Origin of the sequence: Acinetobacter sp. YH01004 (assembly GCF_013420455.1) — a bacterium.
GTDB lineage: Bacteria > Pseudomonadota > Gammaproteobacteria > Pseudomonadales > Moraxellaceae > Acinetobacter > Acinetobacter towneri.
The window spans coordinates 59,837-84,111 of the sequence record NZ_VOXZ01000008.1; the positions used below are offsets into that span (position 1 = coordinate 59,837).

The 24,275-nt window shown below is 41.4% G+C and carries 27 protein-coding genes and 1 pseudogene; 16 read left to right on the forward strand and 12 right to left on the reverse strand.

What is annotated here, in order from left to right; translation table 11 throughout:
- Window positions 1–288: 288 nt before the first annotated feature.
- From FTT71_RS07435 to FTT71_RS07450, 4 genes are all read right to left on the reverse strand, one after another.
- The gene (locus FTT71_RS07435) at window positions 289–672 is read right to left on the reverse strand and encodes a type II toxin-antitoxin system HicB family antitoxin (protein WP_180009042.1); all 384 of its coding nucleotides are present in this window, start codon (window positions 670–672) and stop codon (window positions 289–291) included.
- Window positions 673–674: 2 nt separating this feature from the next.
- A complete protein-coding gene (locus tag FTT71_RS07440) occupies window positions 675–863 on the reverse strand; it encodes a type II toxin-antitoxin system HicA family toxin (RefSeq protein ID WP_004973562.1) in 189 nt (62 codons plus the stop codon).
- 133 nt (window positions 864–996) lie between these two features.
- On the reverse strand, window positions 997–2,391 hold the full coding sequence (gene fumC, locus FTT71_RS07445) for a class II fumarate hydratase (protein ID WP_096902814.1): 1,395 nt from the start codon (window positions 2,389–2,391) through the stop codon (window positions 997–999).
- Between the two features lie 173 nt (window positions 2,392–2,564).
- Window positions 2,565–3,569, reverse strand: a complete 1,005-nt coding sequence (locus tag FTT71_RS07450) for an SDR family NAD(P)-dependent oxidoreductase (RefSeq protein WP_180037746.1) — start codon at window positions 3,567–3,569, stop codon at window positions 2,565–2,567.
- 61 nt (window positions 3,570–3,630) lie between these two features.
- On the opposite strand from FTT71_RS07450, the gene tusD reads away from it, so the two are divergent.
- The 4 genes from tusD (at window position 3,631) to FTT71_RS07470 (ending at window position 5,113) form a co-directional block, all read left to right on the forward strand.
- Window positions 3,631–3,999, forward strand: a complete 369-nt coding sequence (gene tusD, locus FTT71_RS07455; RefSeq protein WP_154320742.1) for a sulfurtransferase complex subunit TusD — start codon at window positions 3,631–3,633, stop codon at window positions 3,997–3,999.
- A gap of 43 nt (window positions 4,000–4,042) precedes the next feature.
- Window positions 4,043–4,393 carry a hypothetical protein gene (locus FTT71_RS07460; RefSeq protein ID WP_004973555.1) on the forward strand — a complete coding sequence of 117 codons (351 nt, stop codon included), beginning with the start codon at window positions 4,043–4,045 and terminating at the stop codon, window positions 4,391–4,393.
- 65 nt (window positions 4,394–4,458) lie between these two features.
- Window positions 4,459–4,743, forward strand: coding sequence for a DsrH/TusB family sulfur metabolism protein (locus tag FTT71_RS07465; RefSeq protein WP_179994191.1), 285 nt, complete (start codon window positions 4,459–4,461; stop codon window positions 4,741–4,743).
- 58 nt (window positions 4,744–4,801) lie between these two features.
- Window positions 4,802–5,113, forward strand: coding sequence for a TusE/DsrC/DsvC family sulfur relay protein (locus FTT71_RS07470; protein ID WP_026438386.1), 312 nt, complete (start codon window positions 4,802–4,804; stop codon window positions 5,111–5,113).
- 31 nt (window positions 5,114–5,144) lie between these two features.
- On the opposite strand, the gene FTT71_RS07475 is transcribed toward FTT71_RS07470, so the two are convergent.
- From FTT71_RS07475 to FTT71_RS07495, 5 genes are all read right to left on the reverse strand, one after another.
- Window positions 5,145–5,633 (reverse strand): helix-turn-helix domain-containing protein, encoded by a 489-nt coding sequence (locus FTT71_RS07475; protein WP_004973550.1) that lies wholly within the window; start codon window positions 5,631–5,633, stop codon window positions 5,145–5,147.
- A gap of 198 nt (window positions 5,634–5,831) precedes the next feature.
- Window positions 5,832–6,290 (reverse strand): hypothetical protein, encoded by a 459-nt coding sequence (locus FTT71_RS07480; protein ID WP_228274460.1) that lies wholly within the window; start codon window positions 6,288–6,290, stop codon window positions 5,832–5,834.
- Complete coding sequence (locus tag FTT71_RS07485) at window positions 6,280–6,657, reverse strand: hypothetical protein (protein ID WP_096902818.1); 378 nt, start codon at window positions 6,655–6,657, stop codon at window positions 6,280–6,282. Before FTT71_RS07485 ends, FTT71_RS07480 begins: the two co-directional genes overlap by 11 nt.
- A 141-nt stretch (window positions 6,658–6,798) precedes the next feature.
- Window positions 6,799–7,686: a DMT family transporter gene (locus FTT71_RS07490; RefSeq protein WP_096901623.1), complete on the reverse strand. Its 888-nt coding sequence runs from the start codon at window positions 7,684–7,686 to the stop codon at window positions 6,799–6,801.
- A 187-nt stretch (window positions 7,687–7,873) separates the two neighbouring features.
- Entirely contained in the window at window positions 7,874–8,023 is a 150-nt protein-coding gene (locus tag FTT71_RS07495) for a hypothetical protein (protein ID WP_004973540.1), read from the reverse strand.
- A 207-nt stretch (window positions 8,024–8,230) separates the two neighbouring features.
- Between FTT71_RS07495 and FTT71_RS07500 the strand changes: the two are divergent.
- A pseudogene (locus FTT71_RS07500) lies at window positions 8,231–9,654 on the forward strand (PLP-dependent aminotransferase family protein).
- Between the two features lie 76 nt (window positions 9,655–9,730).
- Here FTT71_RS07500 and FTT71_RS07505 read toward each other — a convergent pair.
- The 3 genes from FTT71_RS07505 to FTT71_RS07515 form a co-directional block, all read right to left on the reverse strand.
- Window positions 9,731–11,080, reverse strand: a complete 1,350-nt coding sequence (locus tag FTT71_RS07505; protein ID WP_225530761.1) for a DcaP family trimeric outer membrane transporter — start codon at window positions 11,078–11,080, stop codon at window positions 9,731–9,733.
- A 108-nt stretch (window positions 11,081–11,188) separates the two neighbouring features.
- Window positions 11,189–12,562, reverse strand: coding sequence for an MFS transporter (locus FTT71_RS07510; RefSeq protein ID WP_163145796.1), 1,374 nt, complete (start codon window positions 12,560–12,562; stop codon window positions 11,189–11,191).
- Window positions 12,563–12,850: 288 nt separating this feature from the next.
- Window positions 12,851–13,765: a LysR family transcriptional regulator gene (locus FTT71_RS07515; protein ID WP_179988978.1), complete on the reverse strand. Its 915-nt coding sequence runs from the start codon at window positions 13,763–13,765 to the stop codon at window positions 12,851–12,853.
- A 116-nt stretch (window positions 13,766–13,881) separates the two neighbouring features.
- Between FTT71_RS07515 and FTT71_RS07520 the strand changes: the two genes are divergently transcribed.
- The 11 genes from FTT71_RS07520 to pcaF all read left to right on the forward strand — a co-directional run bounded on the left by FTT71_RS07520 (window position 13,882) and on the right by pcaF (window position 24,266).
- Window positions 13,882–14,991 (forward strand): muconate/chloromuconate family cycloisomerase, encoded by a 1,110-nt coding sequence (locus tag FTT71_RS07520; protein ID WP_004973532.1) that lies wholly within the window; start codon window positions 13,882–13,884, stop codon window positions 14,989–14,991.
- A gap of 13 nt (window positions 14,992–15,004) precedes the next feature.
- On the forward strand, window positions 15,005–15,295 hold the full coding sequence (catC, locus tag FTT71_RS07525; RefSeq protein ID WP_096901615.1) for a muconolactone Delta-isomerase: 291 nt from the start codon (window positions 15,005–15,007) through the stop codon (window positions 15,293–15,295).
- Window positions 15,296–15,444: 149 nt separating this feature from the next.
- Window positions 15,445–16,365, forward strand: coding sequence for a catechol 1,2-dioxygenase (gene catA, locus FTT71_RS07530; protein ID WP_180060056.1), 921 nt, complete (start codon window positions 15,445–15,447; stop codon window positions 16,363–16,365).
- Window positions 16,366–16,439: 74 nt separating this feature from the next.
- Window positions 16,440–17,828: a benzoate 1,2-dioxygenase large subunit gene (gene benA / locus FTT71_RS07535; protein ID WP_180005949.1), complete on the forward strand. Its 1,389-nt coding sequence runs from the start codon at window positions 16,440–16,442 to the stop codon at window positions 17,826–17,828.
- Window positions 17,825–18,316 (forward strand): benzoate 1,2-dioxygenase small subunit, encoded by a 492-nt coding sequence (gene benB, locus FTT71_RS07540; RefSeq protein ID WP_154320736.1) that lies wholly within the window; start codon window positions 17,825–17,827, stop codon window positions 18,314–18,316. Before benA ends, benB begins: the two co-directional genes overlap by 4 nt.
- A 95-nt stretch (window positions 18,317–18,411) precedes the next feature.
- Window positions 18,412–19,428, forward strand: a complete 1,017-nt coding sequence (gene benC, locus FTT71_RS07545) for a benzoate 1,2-dioxygenase electron transfer component BenC (protein ID WP_019837573.1) — start codon at window positions 18,412–18,414, stop codon at window positions 19,426–19,428.
- 38 nt (window positions 19,429–19,466) lie between these two features.
- Window positions 19,467–20,252 (forward strand): benzoate diol dehydrogenase BenD, encoded by a 786-nt coding sequence (benD, locus tag FTT71_RS07550; RefSeq protein ID WP_131261939.1) that lies wholly within the window; start codon window positions 19,467–19,469, stop codon window positions 20,250–20,252.
- A 59-nt stretch (window positions 20,253–20,311) separates the two neighbouring features.
- The gene (benE, locus tag FTT71_RS07555; RefSeq protein WP_004973520.1) at window positions 20,312–21,532 is read left to right on the forward strand and encodes a benzoate/H(+) symporter BenE; all 1,221 of its coding nucleotides are present in this window, start codon (window positions 20,312–20,314) and stop codon (window positions 21,530–21,532) included.
- 27 nt (window positions 21,533–21,559) lie between these two features.
- The gene (locus tag FTT71_RS07560) at window positions 21,560–22,246 is read left to right on the forward strand and encodes a 3-oxoacid CoA-transferase subunit A (protein ID WP_180009200.1); all 687 of its coding nucleotides are present in this window, start codon (window positions 21,560–21,562) and stop codon (window positions 22,244–22,246) included.
- 22 nt (window positions 22,247–22,268) lie between these two features.
- On the forward strand, window positions 22,269–22,922 hold the full coding sequence (locus tag FTT71_RS07565) for a 3-oxoacid CoA-transferase subunit B (RefSeq protein WP_104851987.1): 654 nt from the start codon (window positions 22,269–22,271) through the stop codon (window positions 22,920–22,922).
- Between the two features lie 138 nt (window positions 22,923–23,060).
- The gene (gene pcaF / locus FTT71_RS07570) at window positions 23,061–24,266 is read left to right on the forward strand and encodes a 3-oxoadipyl-CoA thiolase (protein WP_070155120.1); all 1,206 of its coding nucleotides are present in this window, start codon (window positions 23,061–23,063) and stop codon (window positions 24,264–24,266) included.
- Window positions 24,267–24,275: the final 9 nt, after the last annotated feature.

Below are 24,275 nucleotides of genomic sequence, written 5' to 3' on the forward strand. Positions count from 1 at the left end.
TTGAAGTATTGCGTATTCTAGCAATTATGGCAGCTTAATCAATGTAAGTTGAATAAGGAACGGACATAAAAGAAAGCATCTAAAAGTGGTTAATGCGACTAAATGACGGGTTTTGAACTATTACATTTAGATAGCACCTTGTAGCAGCCTATTCTGCCGTTATGCAAATTATGTCTTTACACCAACACATAAATTTAAAATCGTATTAGGATGAATTACCCCTCTACATTCAAATTAGGTGCAATAGAAAACCCAGCATTTAGGCTGGGTTTAGTATATTTTACTTGATTAATGCAACGCCATTTCCGCGCTTTTAGCTAAGAATGCCGAACGGCTTAAATGTTGTTTTTTTGCAACAGCATCAATACGTTTCACTAAAGCTTCTGGCATGCTGATATTAATACGAATAGACTTTGTATTTACTTTTGTTGTATCAATATCAACTAACAACCAAACCCCCCCCTCAAATCGCTCATCACCTAACCATTGCTCTGGGCTTGATGGTTCTGGTAACGGAATATCTTCACCATCAAAGTGAACTTCAACCGCTTCCTGTGCCATGCGCTGAATATCTTGCATCTCATCTGCTGCGCTAAAGCATCCATCAAAGTCAGGAAAGGTTAAACCGTATGCGCTATCTTCATCTTTGTGAACATATACTGGATATAACATTTTTACCTCCACTCCCAACCAGCCTGTTTATATATATTGCGTAGAGTTCCTATTGGCATATCTTTACGTGGATGTGGTACCACAACATGTCCAGGCTTTTCAGGATGCTTATACTTTTCATGGTCGCCTTTACCACCCACTTTGTACCAGCCTTCCTGCTCAAGACGCTTAATAATGTCTTTGCTGTTCATTGTGTAATTATACACAACATAATTTTAATAAGGAAGGATGCCCAAAATTTTCCCTGATTTTCATAAACAAAGTCTGTGTCTACCTCGCATCATGTGCAGACAAACACAGACCTCTCAATTTACTTAAAACTGACTATTTGGTATTCGGAGCAATCATCTGTTCAGGACGTACCACTTCATCAAACTGCTCTGCTGTGACCAAATTCAGCTCTACTGCAACTTGCTTTAAGGTTTTATTTTCCTTATAAGCTGTTTTTGCCACCTCCGCTGCATTCTCATAACCAATTACAGGATTCAAAGCGGTCACTAACATGAGTGAATCATGCAAAAAGTGATCTATTTTTTCACGGTTTGCTTGAATGCCAACGGCGCAATGCTCATTAAAGCTATTACATGCATCGCCCAAGAGTTGAATAGATTGCAATAAGTTATATGCAATTACTGGCATAAATACATTCAGCTCAAAATTGCCCGATGCACCAGCCACGTTAATTGTGGTGTCATTGCCCAATACCTGTGCAACTACCATGGTCATTGCTTCGCTTTGTGTTGGATTAACCTTGCCCGGCATAATACTTGAACCAGGTTCATTTTCTGGAATACGCAGCTCACCAAAACCACAACGCGGGCCACTGGCTAACCAGCGAATATCATTCGCAATTTTATTTAAACTCACCGCCAAAGTTTTTAATGCACCTGAAGCAAATACCGCAGCATCACGCCCCGCCAAAGCCTCAAACTTATTTGGTGCAGTCACAAATGCTAAGCCTGTTAGCTGTGCCAATTGCTCCGCTGCCTGTACCGCATAATCAGGATGTGCATTTAAGCCTGTACCGACTGCTGTACCGCCCAATGGCAACTCATACAAGCCTGTTAAAGCCTGTTCTAGACGTTTTAAACCATGATCTAGCTGCGATACATAGCCACTAAATTCCTGCCCTAAAGTTAATGGTGTCGCATCTTGTAAATGTGTACGTCCAATTTTGACAATTTCAGAAAATTCTTCACTTTTCGCATGCAACGTATCGCGCAAACTCTTTACTGCAGGAATGAGCAGTTCATTAATTTGCAAACTCGCTGCCACATGAATTGCAGTTGGAAAAGAATCATTGGTCGATTGGGCGCGGTTGACATGATCATTCGGATGTACAGGCTTTTGTGCACCTAAAGGATTCCCCAGTTTTTGATTGGCGATATTGGCAATCACTTCATTACAGTTCATGTTACTTTGCGTACCCGAACCTGTTTGCCACACCACCAAAGGAAATTGACTGTCCCACTGCCCTGCAATGACTTCATCTGCTGCACCGACAATGTACTGCGCCAACTCTTGAGGGATTTGCCCTAAGTTTGCATTGGTTATTGCCGCAGCTTTTTTAACCAAACCCATAGCGCGAATCATGGCGCGTGGTAAACGCTCATTGCCGATTTTAAAATTTTGTAAGCTGCGCTGAGTTTGTGCGCCCCAAAGCGCGTCATTCGGAACTTCAACCTCACCCATGGTGTCATGTTCAATACGTGTTTGCATGTTCAGCCTCATTCCTTCGTGATTTCAATGATGTCATGTGCTCTTATCTCGATCTTATAAAAAACAGACAGCCTAGTAAATGATAATTATTATCAATAATTCCGTTGCATTGTATCTGTTTCAGCTATGAGGCTTCGTGAATCGCATCTCAACGAATTTTATAGCGCTTACTTTTAATGCTTAAGCGTATTTTGATAAAAACGCCATTCATCCTCTAGCATTTTTTCCAGACTACGTTTTGGCTGCCAGTGTAAATATTGTTGTGCCTTATCTACGACTGCACCTAACTGATCTAACTCAGGATATTCATAATGAATTGCAGGAACTGTAGCAATTTCAGTGTCAGTGACTTCACTAATACGTGCAAGTAATTGTTGAATTGAAACCACTTCTCCCGCAATATTAAAAGCTTCACAGCTATGCGTTTGCTCAAATAACCAATGCAGGCTTGCAATCACAGCATCACAGGCATCGAGTACGTGCACAAAGCTACGTTCTACAGTTTGATCTGCAGTATTAGCTTGCTGACGTAATTCAATCGCTTCACGCTGCTGTACTGCGACTTGCATCGCCAAAGGAATAATATTTTTAGGTAACGGAGCAACGACTTCACCTAAAATGCCGTGTTCAAATGCACCTGCTATATTACTCAAGCGCAAAATAGCAATATTCCATTCATTATCGGTTCTAAAAGTATCGCGGATGATTTCTTCAACCATCTGCTGAGATTTCACATACGGATTGGCATAGGTGTAATTAAAACTCTGGCTTTCTTCCAGATTCAATCCTGACTTGCCATAGACCGCTATACTTGAAAGATGCACTAAACGACGCACACCTGTACGTTGCATGGAACGTAATAAACTCATAATACAACTGACGTTATCGTTATAATATTCCAGTGGTTTAAGCACCGATTCTTCTAAAGATTTAAACCCTGCACAATGCACCACCGCAATAATCGAATATTGTTCAAAAACTTTGTTCAGCGCAGGCGTATTTCTTACATCCAGTTTGGAAAAAGGCACATAACGCCCTGCAATATATTCAAGTCGCTCTAAAGTCTGCATACTTGCATTGGATAAATTATCTACAATAATGACCTCTTGCCCTTGAGCCATTAGGCTTAATGCAATGTGTGAGCCTATAAAGCCTAAACCACCAGTCACTAAAATCATTTATACTACCTTTTTTTATAAAGTCTGAATGCGCCTTGGCACATTGCATTAGTGAATTTTGATGAGCACCTTATTACTAATAACCTCCGCACCAACCTCTATTCATGCATGGCATGCACTCGGTCTTGCTCAAGCCTTACAACAGAAAAATGAGGCTTTTCGTGTGTTTTTTTATCAAGATGGCGTTGCTGTAGCGAATGAGTTGCAATGGGTACCCGATGATCAACGCAACCTCAAAACAGAATGGCAAAAATTGTCTATTCGTTTACCCGTATGTGTAAGTGCCGCACTGGCACGTGGTATTAGCGATGCAGACAATGCCAAACGCCATCAACTGAGCCAACACAATTTAGCCGCAGGCTTTGAATTGGTTGGCTTGGGCGAACTGGCCGATGCAGTGCAAAGCACAGAACGCCTGATTCAATTTTAAGCGATTCATTTTGTAAATCTGTTGCATTTAAAAGGTAAATTGTGTGAAAACTGTACTCGTGGTTTTACGTCAGGCCAATTTAAACAGCTTACAAGTGCATGAAAGCTTGTCTGCAACAATGGTACTGGCAACTTTTGGTTGTGAAGTCAAAGTGTTATTACAAGATGCGGCATTAAGCCTATTACAGTCGGAACTGGCATTTGATTCACTAAAACATGCTTTTAAAGTGGCATCCAATTTGGTCGATAGCTTTGAGTTTTATGACCTCAGCCCAATTTTGATTGAAAATAAACATGCTAACTCGCCGTTTATCAAAAATACGGTACATGAAATTGAATGGGTGGAACTGAATCGGGAGCTGATTCAAACCTTTGATCGGGTTTTATATTGGTAGGTTGATCGGTGGTTTAACAATCTGATTGATCATTTGACCATATCTAAACATCTAAAGAGAAAAGCATGTCTGACGCAAATTTATATTTAATCCAAGCGAGCTTTGATAGCACCGCAACAATTTTAGCAGAGCTAAATGCCTTGTATGCTCCGCAAGACAGCGTTGTACTTATGGGTGATGCGGTATTGCATCAGCAACATCCACTCTGTGCCCAGCTAGACAAAATATATGTACTGGAAAATGATGCAGAAATATTGAATGGTCATTTGGCGGAAAATGTACAGCCGATTAATTATGCAGCTTTTGCAACGCTGTGTTTAACACATCAGCGCTGTATCAGCTTTAAATAACAAGCCGTAATGATATGAAACCAATGCAAAGCATTTTTAAGGGTGAATGAAACAAGAGATGACACTAGAATTAGATCAAGATGGACATTTGCTGGATTACACTGTCTGGAATGAACAAGTGGCGCAAGAATTGGCGCAAAGTTTAGAGCTTGAACTCACAGCTTGGCATTTTGAAGTTTTGCACGCTGTACGCCAATTTTATCAGCAATTTGGACACTCACCTGCAACCCGTCCTTTAATCAAATTTTTAATGAAAACTGTAAGCCCAGAGATTAACAACGCTGTTTTGCAGGAAAAATTTAATACAGGTTTGGTGGCACGGCATTTAAGTCGTTTAGCGGGTATTCCTAAACCAGCCAACTGCTTATAGACAAACTGTTGCTGATTAATACAGCACTGATTTAGGCTTGTTTTAAATTCTGCTGTGCTTGGATGTACTGATAATACACTGGGGTAAAATGTGGTTTTACTTGCTTGGCATGCAGTTCTTCACCACATTCCGAACATACCACGACAGGTTGAAACGTCTTAGCACAATTTTTATGGATGTATTCCACAGGCTTACCTAAACCTTGATCCATCCATTTATCTGCCCAATTTGCCATAGACAGCATTAAGGGATAAAGCTCCAAGCCCTTCTCTGTCAATTTATATTCAAAACGTTCTTGGCGCTCTACATAAGGCACTTTGACTAAAATTTCATGTTCCACCAAACGCTTTAAACGATCTGACAATACATGCCGCGTTACGCCCAAATGTTGTTGAAAATCATCAAAGCGACGCATGCCCATAAAGGCATTACGAATAATCAGCATCGTCCAACGGTCACCAATCACCGACAAGGTTCGTGCAATCGAACAAGGCTGCTCGCCAATTTCATCCCATTTCATCTATGTCGCCTATCCCTCAGTTCACTACCTGCAAGTTAAAAGATTCTACAGTCTTTGCAAAGTTAGTTTTGCATGAAAATTGATAAAAAATGAAGTATGACTTCACAATCTGCTTAAAAGGAATCCCCAGTTTTTGGGGCTTTATACACCTGCATCTTCAATCTTTAAATTTGCTATTCACTTATAAGGCAGATCACACTATTTAGATATAGCTCCTGCACAAAAAACTTGTTCAGTCATACCTGAAGCCGTGAAACTGTTGTGCTGCTGTTCTAAATAACGCCTTGCCACCATTAACATCACAGGTGCAGGATACAAGTTTGGATTGTACTCGGAAATTTCAGCAATATTTTTATAGGCGTGATAGCGTGCACAAAATGCCTGTTTTTGTTGTTCTGCCGTTGCTTGGCTAGCTGGGTCATCCAGTATTTTTTTGCTGTCATTCACAATTTGCGTGTATTGATTTAACAAATATTGATATTGCGTTTGGGTCAATCCATCGACTGCGTGTTGGATTGTAATAGGCGTCGATGATGCTTCAAGTGCCAACTGCTGCGCTTGAATACCTTGTGCCATTACGCTCAGACTTTGCAGTCCAAGCATAATGCTCACCGATATTTTTGCCATGTTCGACATGCGCATAAGCTTAAGACTCATCGCCTTCTTTCCAGACATCTTCATAGTCATCAGCATCAATCATAAAGCGGTAGCCTTGTTCTAAAGCCAGATATGGAAGCACGTCAGGCAAAATATCTTGCAACTCGCGCACAGGCATGGTTTCAAAGTTCACTTCATCTTCACCCAATTCACCGCCATAAATGTACCACGCGACTTTTTCTTCACCTTCTGGCGCTTTACGCAAGCCCACAATTGGGTCTTTATTTAAGGTCTGGACTGCAACTGCGACAACATCATCGCCACTCACTGCAATATAGGCTGAACCAAATTCTTCACAGAGCAGTTTTTGTTCTTCTATCAATTCTGCCAAGGCTGAGTTTTTTTGCTTTTGCTGTGGTTTAGACATGACAATTCTCTAAGATAAGCTGTGAGTATTCTAACGAGATTGTACGGATAGAGAATCTTTATTTTTATATTTCTGAGATGCTCAAATGAAGTGCAACGGATATGACATGAATTTGAAATTACTTAGCTTTGAAATATGATGCTACGCCCAAATAACCAACATTGCCGCAAGCACGACCAATCCCAATCCCCAATGATCGGTACGAGCAAGTTTTTCTTTAAAGAAATACGCTGAAATAAGTAAGCTGAATAATATTTCAATTTGTCCGAGTGTTTTCACAATCGCCACAGTTTGCATACTCATGGCACTAAACCAGCCCAATGATGCTAAAAAACTGCAGACGCTCACTTTAAAAGTTAATCCAACCCGCTGCCACATGGCATATAAGGTATGTCGTTTAAATATGCCTAAAAAAGCCAATAAGATAAAACATTGTAAGCCAATAACCCACACCAAAACCCATGCAGCACGATGAATAAACGGTAAGAAATCGAGTTCTAGACTGGCTTCACGCACCAATAAAGAAGTCACCGCGAAGCTGAGTCCACTACCGATTCCAATGGCTAAAGTCGTGAATGAAAAATCACTGCGTTGATTGCCTTTACTGAGTAGAAATACCGCAATACCGCCTATCGCAACGCCGAACCAAGCCAATGCACTTAAATGTTCTTGTAAGAAAATCACGCCTACAATTGCGGCTAAAACTGCTTCACTTTTGGCAAGCCCGACACCTACTGCGTAATTTTTTTGTTGAAACAGTTTTACCATTAAAGCCGTGGCTAAAATCTGACACACTGCTGCAATAATGATATACAGCCAAAACACCGAACTAAAATGTAGTTTGGCTTGAACAGGCTGCTGCCATTGTAAAATGCTTAAATACGCCAATGCAAAAGGCAAGGCAAAAATAAAACGTGCCAAAGTCACGCCATAAACATCTACACTTGTGCTGAGTTGTTTTTGAAAGGCATTGCGCCATGCCTGCATAAATGCAGCCATTAAGGTAAAGAGCACCCAACTCGAAATCATTGCAACCACAAATGCTTTACTGATAAAGTTATAATTTACGCCTATTCCGTTATTTTTGCGATCTTTATTGCTTTTGAGTTATGCGCTTACGATCTCTTTTATAAACAAAAAAAACATTCATTAAAATTCAAATGAATGTTTTTCATATCTTGAAGCGATTATAGGTGTGCTGTTATTCAAAAACTGTTTAGAACTTATCTAAATTCACCACAACAGCCACGCCGATACAAAATAAAGCTACATACACGGTAAACCAAATAATCATGTGCTTAAATGCTTTGTCTGAAATACTGCTATCGGCATATTTCTGTGGTTTGCGTGAGTTATCTTCTTGCATATCGACTCCAATCTAGCCAGATTATGGGGATATACAGATTATGTAAAATTCTAAAGCATTGCTGTAGATACAAAATATTCATTAAAAACTATAACAGTTGATTTTAGATACATGCCAATCTGTTATAAAAACAGAAATTATTTAATGTTTTAAACCTAAAAATAGATCAAAATAAGTAACAGCTGCAAAAAATGCTTGAGTCATACCATGTATAAATCTGAACAATTGGCGTTGAACATTCGGCAACTCATTGAAAATGGTGCATGGAAAGCACATAGCAAGTTACCTTCGTTAAGAGAACAATCACAAATCAGTGGTTATAGCTTAATGACCGTGCTAAACGCTTATCAAGAACTTGAAGCTCAGGGATTGGTTTACGCTAAACAAAAGTCGGGGTTTTATGTCGCAGAACGTCTCAATCAAACTGAACGACCTGTACCAAGCAGTTTGAGTTTAAATGCACATATTCAAATGAACTCTTTGGTCTTTGGCTATTTAAAATCAATTCAGTCTGCAGATGTCAGTCCTTTAGGCTCTGCCTTTCCCAATGCAGAATTACTGTTTAACCCAAAGTTAATGCAAATTTTAGCGCAGCACGCCAAGCGAAAAAGCAGTTATTTTAGCCACGACCACATGCCACCGGGCAATTATGAATTAAGAACCATAATTGCAAATCGCTACTGTTTACAAGGCATACCCACCCATGCAAATGACATTGTCATTACATCTGGCGCATTAGATGCGCTCAATTTGTCATTACAAGCTTTGACCAAACCTGGAGATTTTTTCTATTACAAGAAACTATTTTTTATGGTGCATGGCAAGCGGCTGAACGTCTTGGTTTACAGGTGATTACCATTCCAGAACACCCTGTTTCAGGTTTCGATTTAGACTCATTTGAACAAGCCTTAAAACAATACCCAATTAAAGTCTGCTGGTTGATGTTGAATATTCATAACCCTATTGGCTTTAGTGTCAGAGATGAAATTAAGCAACGTATTGCGAGTTTGCTTGAAGAATATCAAGTGTATTTAATTGAAGATGATGTCTATCAAGAATTGTATTACGGTACGCAAAAACCACTGCCCATGAAGTATTTTGACCGACAACAACGCGTACTGCATTGCGCTTCTTTTTCTAAAACTTTGGGTTCTGCTGTGCGGGTCGGTTGGGTTTATGCAGGTCAATTTTCCAATGCTATTCAGCATTTGCAACTCATGAGCACGGTTTCTGCAAGTCCCTTACTGCAAAATACTTTGGTGGATTTTCTTTCGCATCATCATTATGAAAAACATTTGCGTCAATTACGCAAACAATTGGAAAAACATAAAAAAGTGTTTTATCAGCAATTGAAACAGCGCTTAAACCCAGCTTGTAAAATTCACTACTATTCTAGTGGTTACTTTTTATGGATTGAACTGCCTGCATATATAGATGGCTATACGATTTATCAGCAATTGATTCAAAATAAGATTGGCATTGCGCCAAGTCAGTTGTTCCGTTCTGAACAGGTCAGCCAGAACTTTATTCGTTTAAACTGTTCTTTTGCTTGGAACAGTGATATTGCGACTGCACTGGATGTTTTGTCTGCGGTAATACAGCAACACATCACCCAATATACTCATGCCTAAAATTACAGAGCCGATCACCCGACAATAAAAAAGAGCTGAGTTTTGGCTCAGCTCTTTTGTGATTGACAGGGCTATTTTAGAAGTTATAAATTGCGACTGCATTGATTCGGTTATCTTCACCTGTTTTACTACCATTAACAGCTTCTAAAGCAGTACGTTCACCATAGACATACTCTAGACCAAAGCTTAATGGTTTACGCGGGCTATAGAAAATATTTGCCCAGCCTTGCCATAATTCTTTGTTAGCACGAGTCGCATCAGATTGCGTTGAATCTTTTGGAAAAGAGTTTTTCAAAATATTAGTATAACTTTGATTTTCATCAAAACTCATATAACCATAGCCAAGTGTGCCGTGTATTTTATCGCTGAATTTTTGAGTTATACCCACCATAATTGAATCAAATTCACTTTGAATAAGATCACCATTTGCTTGAGCAACTACGCCTCTGTTTGTAAATGACACAAAGCTGCTATCACCTTTAACATGGTAATAATCTGCTTTAAGGGTTGTGCCAGGGACAACTTCATATTTTACACCTACGCCCACACCCCATGCCATTTCTTCTTCAGAATTAACACGTTTTTCATGGCCCATAGCACGAACACTAACATTTAAATTATCTGCAAATTGATGATTTAAACGTGCTGTTAATGCAGGTAAACGCTGGCTAATTGTGGCATCTTTAGGGTCTTCAGCAGCCACCACCAAATTAGTTTGTGGACTAAATTTTGTAGTATGACGTACCTGAGGTGTACGTTTTACTGCACCACCTACAAATGCCAAAGCATCAATGGTTTCTGGCATATAGTCTGGAATGGCAAAGTTTGACCAAGTTTGACCAATTAACCAGTTGCCATAATTTAAGTAAGCATGACGAATACGTAAATTATCAAAATTTGAACCGCCCAAGAAATCGACTTCAATTTTACCTTTTACGTCTCGATCGCCCACTGGGCTTTTAAAATCCAAACCTAAACGTGTAGCAGAAAGCGTTGATCTTAAACGATCACTACTTTCATTATTGCCTTCTAACGCCACTGCATTAATGTGGTTATATGGCAAATCTCGGCTACTGCCCTCAACCTGATAAGACGCATCTAAACGCACATTACCATATAAGTTGAACTCAGCACCTTTGGCTGTTTTCAGAATTGGACTCGGGCTTGCTGAACTGCGTTGTACATTGGCAATTGCACTTGCTGTTTGCGCATTTTGTACTTTTTGCTGTTCTATCAGACCACGTAAAGCTTGAACTTCCTGTCTTAGTTGCTCAATTTCCGTTTGCTGTTGGGTCTGCGCCTGAGCTGCAACACTCATACCACCCATACTCAATGCAATCATGCTCATCATGAGCGTGCGCTGCATTGTTGGTCGAACCGTTGTAGATTGAAAATTAAAAGATTGGGTTAATGTTTTCGCGTTCATCCTAAACTCGCTTGTTATTGTGCCATCAAATTCTAGCAACAGATCACCATCGCTTACGATGGCGATCTATATCATTGATGACTGTAGATTAATGGAAAGGTAAAGAAATTATTGGGTTGCTTTTTGTGCGACTGGATTGCTTTCTACAGCAGGCTCCGCAGCGGCTTTAGCTTCTACAGACGTTTTTAAATTCACCATGAAGATTGCTAAGGCAGCAATTACACCTGGAATCGCAATAGCAAAGAAGTTCATTTGGTGCGGTAAATTCATGGTTAATAGTGCACCTGTGAGTACTGGCCCAACGATTGCACCGATGCGACCAATACCTGACGCCCAGCCCATACCTGTAGAACGTACAGTAGATGGGTAATATTGTGCGACGAAAGTATAAAGTAAGATTTGTGAACCAATGGTTGCTGCCCCAGCAACTGCAATTAAGGTGTACAACACAATTTGTGGACTGTTAAAGCCAAGCAGAATTAATGCTGCTGCACCACAGATAAACATAATGGTGAGTACTTTTTTGATATGGAAGCGGTCAGCCAATGCACCACCACCAATTGCGCCAATCATGCCACCAATATTCAGTGCGAATAAGAAGATCATACTTGCACCCAATGAATAACCCGCTTGGATCATTAATTTTGGTAACCAGCTGCCCAAAGCATAAACCATTAACAAGCACATGAAGAATGCGATCCAGAACATGAACGTACTGAACATACGGCCTTGCTGGAACAATGCTTTTACAGGTGCTTCATCGCCTTTAGTCACTTCATTCAGTACAAACTCAGTGTCACCATTTAATTGTTGGCTTGGTGAAATTTTTTGCACAATACTACGGGTTTGCTCAATTTCTTTCTTGTTGGTCAAATACATGAGTGACTCAGGCAAGAATTTCCAAATTAATGGTAAAGCCACCAATGGAATAATTGCGATGTAAAACATGATTTTCCAACCAAACTCTGGCACTAACCATGCACCCAACAATGCTGATGTCATACCACCAATCGCATAACCACTGAACATAAGTGCAACTAAAGTACTACGAATACGCTTTGGCGCATATTCAGTCATTAATGCCACTACGTTTGGCATTACACCGCCAATACCTAAGCCTGCAAGGAAACGTAAAATACCAAATTCAACAGGGTTAGTCGCAAATGCGCCAAAGAAGGTAAAGCCACTAAAAATAGCCACACAGATCATAATGGTTTTTTTACGACCCAACTTGTCCGATAACGTACCGAAGGTCATGGCACCAAACATCATGCCAAACAATGCCGTACTGGCCAGTAAACCTGCTTGTACCGCACTGAGCGCCCACTCTTGCATAAGTAATGGTAATGCAACCCCATAAATGACCAAATCGTAACCGTCAAAAATAATGATCATCAAACACCAAAACAATACGCCCCAATGGAATGGCGTGAACTTGGCCTCGTCAATCAAGGTATTAATATTAATTTTATTGCTTTGCATCTTGCTTCACCTCCTAATTGTGAAGTCCGTTACTCCAACTCAGATGCACACAATGAATAATAAGTTAAAATTTGTCCAAAACTGAATAGGCATGGATACATACCTAAAAAGTCTATAATTTGTAAGATATTGATTTTAAAATAGATAAAAATAACAAGGCGAAAAAAATACTGTAATGTGATGCTTAAAAAAGTTTTTTCAGGCAATTCACATAACAGTATTTTGTTAAAAATATCTGTGCTTTTATATAAAAAATATAGTTATAAATATTTGTTTTATATGGCTTTACTAGAATACATTGCGATCATAAGTAAATGCTTCCAAATCATAAACTTGATAAATGCAGTCAAACAAAGATCGAATGTCTTCACTTTCATCCATATTACGAATTGCCATAAACACAGGACTTACAGCCGAGTCATCTAATAAAGGTATAAAGTGCAAATGTGCCAAATGAATACTTTGTGCGCTTTCTGGCACGATACACAAGCCCTCACCTGCAGCAACAAAACCCAACGCCAATTGTAATTCACGCACTTCACGAATTTTGCGAGGTTCTAAACCATACTCAGAAAACACGCCACGAATTTGGGTAGAGAAGTTTGGCTTGTTGTGATTTGGATATAAAAATACTTGTTGATCAACAACATCCGCCAAATATACACCTTCTTTTTGTGCCGCAAATGGGTGGCTCGAATGTACTGCAACCATCAAGCGTTCTTCACGTAATAAGATACGTTTAACTGCAGGATCAGAAATTCTTAAGCGTCCAAATCCAACATCTATGCGCCCTTCTTTAAGTGCCTGAATTTGGTCATTGGTGGTCATTTCCACCATTTCTATTTTTAAATGCGGATGCTGCTGCTTAAACAAATACACAATTCTTGACAATAATCCGAACAATAAAGAACCAACGAAGCCAATAGTCACAGTACGACCAGCAATACCGACACGTTTTGTCATCGACTTGATTTCTTCCGCATTAGACAAAAGTTTAACGGCATGTTGGTAAAAGAATTGGCCTGCTTCGGTGGTCTTAAGCGGTCTACTTCCACGCTCAAATAGTTGAATTCCAAGCTCTTGTTCTAAATTTTGGATCTGTCTGCTCAAAGGTGGTTGAGCAATAAAGAGTTTTTCTGCTGCCTTGGTGAAACTTTGCTCTTCTACAACAGCAACAAAATAACGTAAATGTCTGAGTTCCATAGCTCAAAATACCTTTTAAGTATAAAAAAATGCATATTTGATCTTCGACCAATGCAATTTATTCTTTTAAGGTATATCACATAACTGTAATAAAGCAATGATATGAAGGGCAAACCATGTATAAGTCAGTAGAAACTTTGCTGGTGGAAATACCAACCATCCGTCCACACAAGATGGCGGTTGCAACCATGCAAACCCAAACCCTTGTATTAGTCAAAATCACCACTGAAGATGGTTTTGTTGGCTGGGGCGAAGCAACCACGATTGGCGGCTTGGGCTATGGTGAAGAAAGCCCAGAAAGCGTAAAAACCAATATCGAAACATATTTCGCATCATTGCTAAAAACTTTAGCTGGCTTGAATGTTGCGCAAACTTTACAGGTCATTAAAAAGAATATCAATGGCAACCGTTTCGCGAAATGTGCCATTCAAACTGCTTTATTAGATATTCAAGCGCAGCGCTTAAACCAACCTTTAAGTGAAATTTTAGGTGGTCGCCTACGCAACTCGGTTCCTGTGTTATGGGTACTTGCATCTGGCGATACAGAAAAAGACATCGCTGAAGCACAAAAAATGATTGCGGCTAAACGCCACAACACATTCAAGCTCAAAATCGGTTCACGCCCAGTAGAGCAAGATGTAGAACACGTATTGGCAATCAAACAAGCATTGGGTAAAGACGTTTCTATTCGTGTAGACGTAAACCGTGCTTGGTCAGAACTTGAAGCAATTAAAGGCATCCAGCTTTTACAAGATGGTGGTGTCGATTTAATTGAACAACCATGTGCAATTGACAACATTGATGCCATGGAGCGTTTAACACGTAAATTTGATATTGCCATCATGGCAGATGAATCATTGATGGGCCCACAAAGCGCTTATCAATTGGCAAAACGTAATGCTGCATCTGTATTTGCAGTTAAAGTTGCCCAATCTGCGGGTCTAATCGAAGGTTGTGAAGTTGCAACAATTGCACAGTTGGCAGGCATCGACCTATATGGCGGCACAATGCTTGAAGGCCCTGTCGGCACGATTGCATCTGCGCATGTGTTCTCGACCTTCCAGAATTTAGCTTATGGCACAGAATTATTTGGTCCGTTATTGCTGACCGAAGAAATTTTAAAAACTCCACTTCAGTACCAAGACTTTGAATTACACCTTCCAACAGGTGCAGGTTTAGGTATTGAGTTGGATGAAGACAAAATTGACAACTTGCGTCGTCAGTAATTAGGAGAAACCCATGCTTTTCCACGTACGTATGGATGTAAACATTCCATTGGATATGCCAGCAGAAACTGCTAACGAAATTAAAGCCGTTGAAAAAGCATATTCGCAGGAATTACAGCGTCAAGGTAAATGGCGTCATATTTGGCGTATTACTGGCCAGTATTCAAACATCAGTATTTTTGATGTTGAGAGCAATGAAGAACTGCACAACATTCTGCAAGGTCTTCCGCTCTACCCTTACATGAATATTGAAGTGATGGCATTGAACCGCCACCCTTCATCAATTCGTGAAGATGACACCTGATTTAATTCGGAAACTGGAGTAAGCACCTTACTCCAGCACCAAAGTAAACATTTAGCAAACCAAGTAAACAAGGAAAGTGGCAGCCAATTATCTCGTTTTTAGTCCAGAGATATTCGCCACCACAGCGCACACCCCTAAGGAGTAACAAAATGGATCGTCAAACCATTGAAAATGTAGTTAAAGCTTGTAACGTGGACACTTCAGAAGGTCCAGTAAATGCACGTGTACAACAGGTACTTGTTCGTTTAGTTACAGATTTATTCCAAGCGATTGAAGACTTAGATTTAAGCCAATCAGAAGTTTGGAAAGGTATTGAAACTATCATTGATATTGCAAAAGCTGATGAGTTTGCATTGATGGGTTCTGCTGTAGGTCTTGAACACTTCCTAGACTTACGTGCTGACGAAGCTGACGCGAAAGCAGGCTTGACTGGTGGTACGCCACGTACAATTGAAGGTCCATTGTATGTTGCAGGTGCGCCTGAATCTACTGGTTTTGCTCGTATGGACGATGGTTCTGAAGAAGGCAAAATCCCGACTTTAATCATTGACGGTACAGTAACTGACACTGACGGCAACATCATTCCTGGTGCTAAAGTTGAAGTATGGCATGCAAACAGCCACGGTAACTATTCATTCTTTGATAAGTCACAAAGCCACTTCAACCTACGTCGCTCAATCTTAGCTGACGAAAAAGGTCAATATGTTGCTCAAACAACTATGCCTGTAGGTTATGGCTTAAACCCTGAAGGTCCACTTCAAGGTGTATTGAACCAAATCTCTCGTCACGGTCAACGTCCAGCTCACGTGCACTACTTCATCTCTGCACCTGGCTACCGTAAGCTTACGACTCAGTTCAACATCGAAGGTGATAAATACCTTTGGGACGACTTCGCATTCGGTACTCGTGAAGGTCTAGTTGCTGAAGCTGTAGACGTAACTGACGAAGCTGAAATCGCACGTCGTGGTTTGAAAGGTCCTTTCAAATACATCCAATTCAACGTTATTCTTCAGAAAGATAAAGAAGGCGCTCCTTCTACTGAAGTTGAACGTCGCCGCGCAAGCGCATAATTTGAATGGAATCGGGATGTAATCATTAGATTCATCCCGATGACTTCCCCTCCTTGGAAAGTCGGAGAAAGGACATGCCTCGTATTCCTGTAATTAACACCAGCCACTTAGACCGCATTGATGAGCTATTGGTTGATGATTTTGAATCTGGTGAATTTAAACTACACCGTTCAGTATTCACAGACCAAGCCCTGTTTGACCTAGAAATGAAATACATTTTTGAAGGCAACTGGGTTTATTTGGCACACGAAAGCCAAATTCCAAACAACAATGACTACTACACCACTTACATTGGCCGTCAGCCAATCATCATTGCACGTAACCGCAATGGTGAATTAAATGCCATGATCAATGCGTGTTCACACCGTGGTGCACAGTTATGTCGTTACAAGCGTGGTAACAAAGCAACTTATACTTGCCCATTCCACGGTTGGACTTTCAACAACTCTGGTAAGTTGTTAAAAGTGAAAGACCCTGCCGATGCGGGTTATTCAGATTGCTTCAACAAAGACGGTTCACACGACTTGAAAAAAGTTGCCCGTTTTGAAAGCTATAAAGGTTTCTTGTTTGGTAGCTTAAACCCAGATGTTCCTTCTTTAGAAGAATACCTAGGTGAAGCAACTAAAATCATTGACATGATTGTAGGTCAATCACAACAAGGTCTTGAAGTTTTACGTGGTTCTTCAACTTACACCTATGAAGGTAACTGGAAGTTAACTGCTGAAAACGGTGCCGATGGTTACCACGTGTCAGCAGTACACTGGAACTACGCTGCAACAACTCAGCAACGTAAAGAAAAAGAAGCTGGTGACAACATTCGTGCTATGAGCGCAGGTTCATGGGGCAAACAAGGCGGTGGTTCTTACGGCTTTGAAAATGGTCACATGCTACTTTGGACACAATGGGCAAACCCAGAAGACCGTCCTAACTTTGCCAAGAAAGATGAATACACCGAGCAATACGGTGAAGCAATGGCGAAATGGATGATCGAACGTTCACGTAACTTGTGTATCTATCCAAACGTGTACTTCATGGATCAGTTCGGTTCACAAATTCGTGTGTTACGTCCGCTGTCTGTAGATAAGACTGAAGTGACAATTTACTGTATCGCACCTGTAGGTGAAGAGCCAGAAGCACGCGCACGCCGTATCCGTCAATACGAAGATTTCTTTAACGCATCAGGTATGGCAACCCCAGACGATCTTGAAGAATTCCGTGCATGTCAAGCAGGTTACGCAGGTATCGCACTTGAGTGGAACGATATGTGCCGTGGCTCTAAGCATTGGATCCAAGGTCCAGACGATGCAGCCAACGAAATTGGTTTAAAACCAAAACTGTCTGGTATTAAAACTGAAGACGAAGGTTTATACCTTGCTCAGCACCAACACTGGTTAGAACTCATCAAACAAGGCATCGCAACTGAAAAAGAAATTGCGGCATCTACTGAAGGAGAAAACGCATGAGCGACATCACTTTAGAAAAAGTTGCGCAGTTCCTTTATCAAGAAGCTCGCTTTTTAGATGATGAGCAATGGGATGAGTGGTTACAGTGCTACGCTCCTACTGCTTCTTTCTGGATGCCAGCTTGGGATGACGATGACCAATTAACCACAGATCCACAGTCTGAAATATCTTTGATTTACTATCCAGACCGTCAAGGTTTAGAAGACCGTGTGTTCCGTATCAAAACTGAGCGTTCATCTGCAACCATGCCAGATACACGCACAAGCCACAACATCAGCAACATTGAAATTGTTGAACGTGATGGCGATAAAGTCACTGTACGTTTTAACTGGAACACTTTAAGTTTCCGTTACAAAACTAACTACAGCTACTTTGGTATGTCACGCTATGAAATCGATTTTTCTGGCGACAAACCGCAAATTTTAAGCAAGTACGTGGTGCTGAAAAACGATTACATCAACCAAGTAATCGATATCTACCACCTCTAAGACTGTATTCATTTACAGCAAGGTAAAAACCTTTCAGCCAGATGGAATCTTGGCTGAAAGGTCTAGTTTCAAAGATTTATATAGGATATTCAGCCATGTCAAACCACAATGTTGCACTTCAATTTGAAGATGGCGTTACACGTTTTATTTCTGTTACAGATGGTGAAACACTGTCAGACGCAGCTTACCGTCAAAAGATCAATATTCCTTTGGACTGCCGTGACGGTGCATGTGGAACGTGCCGTGCGTTTTGTGAATCAGGTTCGTATGACATGCCTGAAGAAACTTATATTGAAGATGCATTGACACCAGAAGAAGCTGAACAAGGCTACATTCTTGCATGCCAATGTAAACCAACTTCTGACGCAGTATTCCAAATTCAAGCAACTTCTGATGTATGTAAAACTGAAATTCATGCATTTGAAGGTACTTTGGCTCGTGTCGAAAACTTATCTGACTCGACCATTACTTTTGACATTCAGTTAGATGAAGGTCAACCAGACATTCACTTCCTTGCAGGTCAATACGTGAATGTGGGTATTCCTGGTACAACAGAAACCCGTTCATATTCTTTCAGCTCTAAGCCAGGTAACCGCTTAACTGGTTTTGTAGTACGTAACGTACCAAACGGCAAAATGAGCGAATTCTTAAGCCAAAATGCCAAAGCTGGCGACAAAATGACCTTTACGGGTCCATTTGGTAGCTTCTACTTACGTAATGTAGCACGCCCTGTAGTGATGTTAGCAGGTGGTACAGGTATTGCACCATTTATGTCTATGCTGCAAGTACTTGAAGAAAAAGGTTCTGAGCACCCTGTACGTTTAGTTTTTGGTGTGACCAATGACTTTGACTTGGTTGCAATTGAAAAATTAAACGAACTACAAGAAAAATTCTCTTGGTTCGAGTACCGCACTGTAGTGGCAAATCCAGAATCTGCACACGAGCGTAAAGGTTACGTGACTGGCCATATCGAAAACGAATGGCTCAACGGTGGTGATGTAGACATCTACCTATGTGGTCCAGTGCCAATGGTAGAAGCGGTACGTGGCTGGTTAGATGCAGAAGGTGTTAAACCTGCAAGCTTCCTATTTGAAAAATTCTCTGCCAACTAAGTTTGTTATACAGTCTAGAAACATAGTCGGAGAATACAATGAATCGCACAAAAAGATTTGAAAACAAAGTTGTAATCGTGACTGGTGCCGCTCAAGGCATTGGTCGCGGTGTGGCTTTACAAGTGGCAAGTGAAGGTGCCCAAGTGGTTATGGCAGACCTTTCTCCCTATGTAGAAGAAGTGTTAGCTGAAATTGAAGAGCTTGGTGGCGATGCTGTTACTGTAAAAGCCAATCTTGAAACTTTTGCAGGTGCAGAATCTGTGGTTGCTAAAGCACTTGAAACCTATGGTCGTGTTGATGTGCTCATCAACAACGTAGGCGGTGCAATTTGGATGAAACCTTTTGAAGAATTTTCTGAAGAAGAAATTATCAAAGAAGTGAATCGTTCATTGTTCCCTACTATGTGGTGCTGCCGCGCAGTATTGCCTGAAATGGTGAAAAACCAGAAAGGTACCATTGTAAACGTATCTTCAATTGCAACACGTGGTATTAACCGCGTGCCATATTCGGCGTCTAAAGGTGGTGTAAACGGTTTAACCGCTTCCCTCGCCTTTGAACATGCCAAAGATGGTATTCGTGTGAATGCTATTGCAACTGGCGGTACAGAAGCGCCACCACGTAAAGTGCCACGTAATGCCAACCCACTTTCAGAATCTGAAAAAGAGTGGATGCAACAAGTGGTCGATCAAACCATTGATCGTACCTTCTTGGGTCGCTATGGCACCATTCAGGAACAAGTGAATGCGATTCTGTTCCTTGCTTCTGATGAGTCATCGTACATGACAGGTACCGTTGTACCTGTAGGTGGTGGTGATCAGGGCTAAGCCAAGATCATGACCAACTTCAACAGGATCATTGCTTGACGCAAGGAGGCAAATCGTCAATGAGTCACCTGTTCCAAACTTTAAAAAATGACTGGTCAATTTCAGCCACTGTTGCAGGATTCTTAGCAGTGCTGATCTCCTATTCAGGGCCATTGATCATCTTTTTCCAAGCGGCACAGCAAGCCCAAGTTTCCCCAGACATGATGATTTCATGGATTTGGGGAATTTCTATTGGTGCTGCTGTCGCAGGTATCTTTTTGTCCATTAAATACAAAGTGCCTGTGGTCACCGCTTGGTCTGCACCCGGTACCGCATTGCTGGTCACACTGTTTCCCGATATTACCCTGAATGAAGCAGTTGCAGCCTACATCACCTCTGCTGTGGTGATTTTTTTGATTGGAATCACAGGTTATTTTGACAAACTCCTGTCTTGGATTCCGCAAGAAGTCGCAGCAGGCATGATGGCAGGTATTTTGGTTCAATTTGGCTTAGGCTTATTTACTGCAACCGATACCCTGCCATACATTGTATTTGGGATGCTAGCGGTATTTTTATTGGCAAAGCGTTTTAGTCCACGTTATGCCATGATTTGGGTGCTTGCTGCAGGCATTATACTCAGCTTAATGCTCGGTAAAATTAACCCTGTCACCACCAATTTTAGTTTGGCAATTCCACAGTTTATTGCACCTGAATGGACGTGGAATTCAACCTTAAACTTGGCATTACCTTTAATTTTAGTCAGCTTGTCTGGGCAGTTTTTACCGGGTATGGCAATTATTAAAATTAGCGGTTATGACATGCCTGCTAAGCCTATTATTAGTGCGACCAGTATCGCTTCTCTTGCCGTTGCGTGTGTGGGAGGAATTACCATTGTACTTGCCTCTATTACTGCAGCATTATGCTTAGGTAAAGATGCGCACGAACTGAAAGAAAAGCGATATATTGCAGGTGTTGCAAACGGTATTTTCTATATTTTAGGTGGGTTATTTGCGGGTAGCATCGTCATGCTATTTAGCCTATTGCCCAAAGAACTGATTGCAGCTTTGGCTGGACTTGCACTTTTGGGTGCAATTGCCACCAATATTTCAGTTGCAATGAGTAAAGAATCACAGCGTGATGCAGCCCTCATCACCTTTTTAGCAACTGCCTCTGGCATGCAGTTTTTAGGGCTAAGTTCTGTATTTTGGGGCATCTGTATTGGTTTGATCGCACATTGGGTATTAACCAAACGCGACAACTCAGCAGCACCCCTACCTTCAACTCAAAGTTCCAAAAGTTAATGGACAGGCAATTGTCTAGGACACATTATGATTGATAAAAGTCAAACTTCTTTAACAGAAGTCCTTTCGCAAATTAAAGATGGTTCAACCATCATGATTGGTGGTTTTGGTACCGCAGGTCAGCCAGCGGAACTCATTGATGGTTTGATTGAACTTGGCATCAAAGATTTAATTATTGTAAACAACAACGCAGGTAATGGTGACTACGGTTTAGCGAAACTGCTAAAAGCTGGCGCGGTACGTAAAATTATCTGTTCATTCCCACGTCAGTCTGACTCTTGGGTATTTGATGAACTTTACCGCGCAGGCAAAATCGAGCTTGAACTGGTGCCGCAAGGTAACTTGGCATGCCGTATTCAGGCTGCAGGTATGGGTCTAGGTCCAATCTATACCCCTACAGGTTTTGGTACTTTACTTGCAGAAGGCAAACCAATCTTAAATTATGAAGGTAAAGACTACGTACTAGAAAACCCAATCCGCGCAGACTTTGCTTTAATTAAAGCACAGCAAGGCGACCGTTGGGGTAACTTGGTGTACCGTAAATCTGCACGTAACTTTGGCCCAATCATGGCGATGGCTGCCGATGTGACAATTGCACAGGTTTCTGAAGTGGTTGAGTTAGGCGCGTTAGATCCTGAACACATCATCACTCCGGGTATTTTCGTTCAGCACGTTGTTGCCGTTGGCGCAAAACAACCTGAACAATCTGCATAACTGTCACGTGAAGGAGAACATCATGAGCTATACCAAATTAACACGTGATCAAATCGCTGAACGTGTGGCACAAGACATTCCAGACGGTGCTTATGTCAACCTCGGCATTGGCTTACCAACTAAAATTTCAAACTACCTGCCTTCAGACAAAGACGTATTCTTACACTCTGAAAACGGTTTATTGGCTTTCGGTCCACCACCTCCTGCAGGTGAAGAAGACCCTGAGTTAATCAACGCAGGTAAAGAATTCGTGACCATGCTAACAGGCGGCTCATTCTTCCATCATGGTGACTCTTTTGCCATGATGCGTGGCGGTCACTTAGACATCGCAGTATTGGGTGCATTCCAAGTGGCTGAAAATGGCGACTTGGCAAACTGGCACACAGGTGCGCCAGATGCGATTCCTGCTGTTGGTGGCGCAATGGACTTAGCCGTTGGTGCGAAAAAAGTCTTTATCACAACCGATCACGTCACCAAAAAAGGTGAACCAAAAATCGTGGCTGAATTGACTTACCCAGCAACTGGCTTGAAATGTGTAGACCGCATTTACACTGACTTATGTGTGATTGACGTAACTCCTGAAGGCATGAAAGTTCTTGAAAAAGTTGAAGGCTTGAGCTTTGAGGAATTACAGTCATTGACTGGTGCAAAGCTGATTGATGCGACTCAGGCTTAATCGTCTTTAAATATAATTTTTAATCCCCCTAAATCCCCCTTTTTCAAAGGGGGACTTCCATCAAGTAATTTTAGGTGGGAATCTCCTCCCTTTTTTAAAGGGAGGTTGGGAGAGATTAAGATATTTGGAAAATAAAATATGAAAAACGCATATATCGTCGATGCCATCCGTACCCCATTTGGTCGTTATGCAGGTGGTTTAGCTCCAGTCCGTGCTGATGACTTAGGCGCATTACCGATCAAAGCACTTATGCAACGCAATCCATCTGTAAACTGGGAACAAGTTGATGACGTGATTTACGGCTGTGCCAACCAAGCAGGTGAAGACAACCGTAACGTGGGTCGTATGTCTGCACTTTTAGCAGGTTTACCGTACCAAGTGCCAGCAACCACTGTAAACCGTTTATGTGGTTCATCGCTAGACGCAATTGCAATGGCCGCACGTGCAATTAAAGCAGGTGAAGCAAACCTGATTATTGCAGGTGGTGTTGAATCAATGAGCCGTGCTCCATTTGTGATGGGTAAATCAGAATCTGCTTATGGTCGTAGTCAAAAAATTGAAGACACCACAATGGGCTGGCGTTTCATTAACCCGAAACTCAAAGAAATGTACGGCGTAGAAACTATGCCGCAAACTGCTGAAAATGTAGCGGAACAGTTCAATATTAACCGTGCCGATCAAGACTTGTTTGCTCTAACCAGCCAACAACGTACTGCTGCTGCACAAGCACGCGGTTTCTTTGACAAAGAAATTATTGCAGTGGAAATTCCACAACGTAAAGGCGAGCCTGTCGTTGTTGCTGCAGACGAACATCCACGTGCATCAACCACAGCAGAAGCATTGGCAAAATTAAAGCCAGTGGTAAAAGCAGACGGTACTGTGACTGCAGGTAACGCGTCAGGTATTAACGATGGTGCGGCTGCCCTACTGATTGCTTCTGAAGAAGCGGTTGCACAACACGGCTTAAAACCACGTGCCAAAATCATTGCTTCAACTGTTGTTGGTGTTGAACCACGTATTATGGGCTTTGGTCCTGCGCCTGCAATCAAAAAATTGTTGGCACAAACAGGTTTGACCATTGAACAAATGGACGTGATTGAACTGAACGAAGCCTTTGCTGCACAAGCATTAGCATGTACTCGTGACTTAGGCATTGAAGATGGTTCAGAGAAAGTCAATCCAAACGGTGGTGCAATTGCTTTAGGTCACCCACTTGGTGCATCTGGTGCGCGTTTAGTCACTACAGCACTGAACCAACTTGAACAAACTGGCGGTAAATACGGTTTATGTTCAATGTGTATCGGTGTTGGTCAAGGTATTGCTTTGATTATTGAACGTGTTTAATCCTCATTA

What these genes read in the sequence shown, in the direction of transcription:
- benB (WP_154320736.1), top strand. Translation starts at nt 17,825, where the DNA reads ATGAGCGACATCACTTTAGAAAAAGTTGCGCAGTTCCTTTATCAAGAA.
- FTT71_RS07505 (WP_225530761.1), bottom strand. Translation starts at nt 11,080, where the DNA reads ATGAACGCGAAAACATTAACCCAATCTTTTAATTTTCAATCTACAACG.
- FTT71_RS07435 (WP_180009042.1), bottom strand. Translation starts at nt 672, where the DNA reads ATGTTATATCCAGTATATGTTCACAAAGATGAAGATAGCGCATACGGT.
- catC (WP_096901615.1), top strand. Translation starts at nt 15,005, where the DNA reads ATGCTTTTCCACGTACGTATGGATGTAAACATTCCATTGGATATGCCA.
- FTT71_RS07480 (WP_228274460.1), bottom strand. Translation starts at nt 6,290, where the DNA reads ATGAGTCTTAAGCTTATGCGCATGTCGAACATGGCAAAAATATCGGTG.
- FTT71_RS07520 (WP_004973532.1), top strand. Translation starts at nt 13,882, where the DNA reads ATGTATAAGTCAGTAGAAACTTTGCTGGTGGAAATACCAACCATCCGT.
- benE (WP_004973520.1), top strand. Translation starts at nt 20,312, where the DNA reads ATGAGTCACCTGTTCCAAACTTTAAAAAATGACTGGTCAATTTCAGCC.
- FTT71_RS07475 (WP_004973550.1), bottom strand. Translation starts at nt 5,633, where the DNA reads ATGAAATGGGATGAAATTGGCGAGCAGCCTTGTTCGATTGCACGAACC.
- FTT71_RS07440 (WP_004973562.1), bottom strand. Translation starts at nt 863, where the DNA reads ATGAACAGCAAAGACATTATTAAGCGTCTTGAGCAGGAAGGCTGGTAC.
- catA (WP_180060056.1), top strand. Translation starts at nt 15,445, where the DNA reads ATGGATCGTCAAACCATTGAAAATGTAGTTAAAGCTTGTAACGTGGAC.
- FTT71_RS07560 (WP_180009200.1), top strand. Translation starts at nt 21,560, where the DNA reads ATGATTGATAAAAGTCAAACTTCTTTAACAGAAGTCCTTTCGCAAATT.
- tusD (WP_154320742.1), top strand. Translation starts at nt 3,631, where the DNA reads ATGAGCACCTTATTACTAATAACCTCCGCACCAACCTCTATTCATGCA.
- benC (WP_019837573.1), top strand. Translation starts at nt 18,412, where the DNA reads ATGTCAAACCACAATGTTGCACTTCAATTTGAAGATGGCGTTACACGT.
- benD (WP_131261939.1), top strand. Translation starts at nt 19,467, where the DNA reads ATGAATCGCACAAAAAGATTTGAAAACAAAGTTGTAATCGTGACTGGT.
- FTT71_RS07565 (WP_104851987.1), top strand. Translation starts at nt 22,269, where the DNA reads ATGAGCTATACCAAATTAACACGTGATCAAATCGCTGAACGTGTGGCA.
- FTT71_RS07490 (WP_096901623.1), bottom strand. Translation starts at nt 7,686, where the DNA reads ATGATTTCGAGTTGGGTGCTCTTTACCTTAATGGCTGCATTTATGCAG.
- FTT71_RS07495 (WP_004973540.1), bottom strand. Translation starts at nt 8,023, where the DNA reads ATGCAAGAAGATAACTCACGCAAACCACAGAAATATGCCGATAGCAGT.
- pcaF (WP_070155120.1), top strand. Translation starts at nt 23,061, where the DNA reads ATGAAAAACGCATATATCGTCGATGCCATCCGTACCCCATTTGGTCGT.
- FTT71_RS07465 (WP_179994191.1), top strand. Translation starts at nt 4,459, where the DNA reads ATGTCTGACGCAAATTTATATTTAATCCAAGCGAGCTTTGATAGCACC.
- benA (WP_180005949.1), top strand. Translation starts at nt 16,440, where the DNA reads ATGCCTCGTATTCCTGTAATTAACACCAGCCACTTAGACCGCATTGAT.
- FTT71_RS07450 (WP_180037746.1), bottom strand. Translation starts at nt 3,569, where the DNA reads ATGATTTTAGTGACTGGTGGTTTAGGCTTTATAGGCTCACACATTGCA.
- FTT71_RS07510 (WP_163145796.1), bottom strand. Translation starts at nt 12,562, where the DNA reads ATGCAAAGCAATAAAATTAATATTAATACCTTGATTGACGAGGCCAAG.
- FTT71_RS07470 (WP_026438386.1), top strand. Translation starts at nt 4,802, where the DNA reads ATGACACTAGAATTAGATCAAGATGGACATTTGCTGGATTACACTGTC.
- fumC (WP_096902814.1), bottom strand. Translation starts at nt 2,391, where the DNA reads ATGCAAACACGTATTGAACATGACACCATGGGTGAGGTTGAAGTTCCG.
- FTT71_RS07515 (WP_179988978.1), bottom strand. Translation starts at nt 13,765, where the DNA reads ATGGAACTCAGACATTTACGTTATTTTGTTGCTGTTGTAGAAGAGCAA.
- FTT71_RS07485 (WP_096902818.1), bottom strand. Translation starts at nt 6,657, where the DNA reads ATGTCTAAACCACAGCAAAAGCAAAAAAACTCAGCCTTGGCAGAATTG.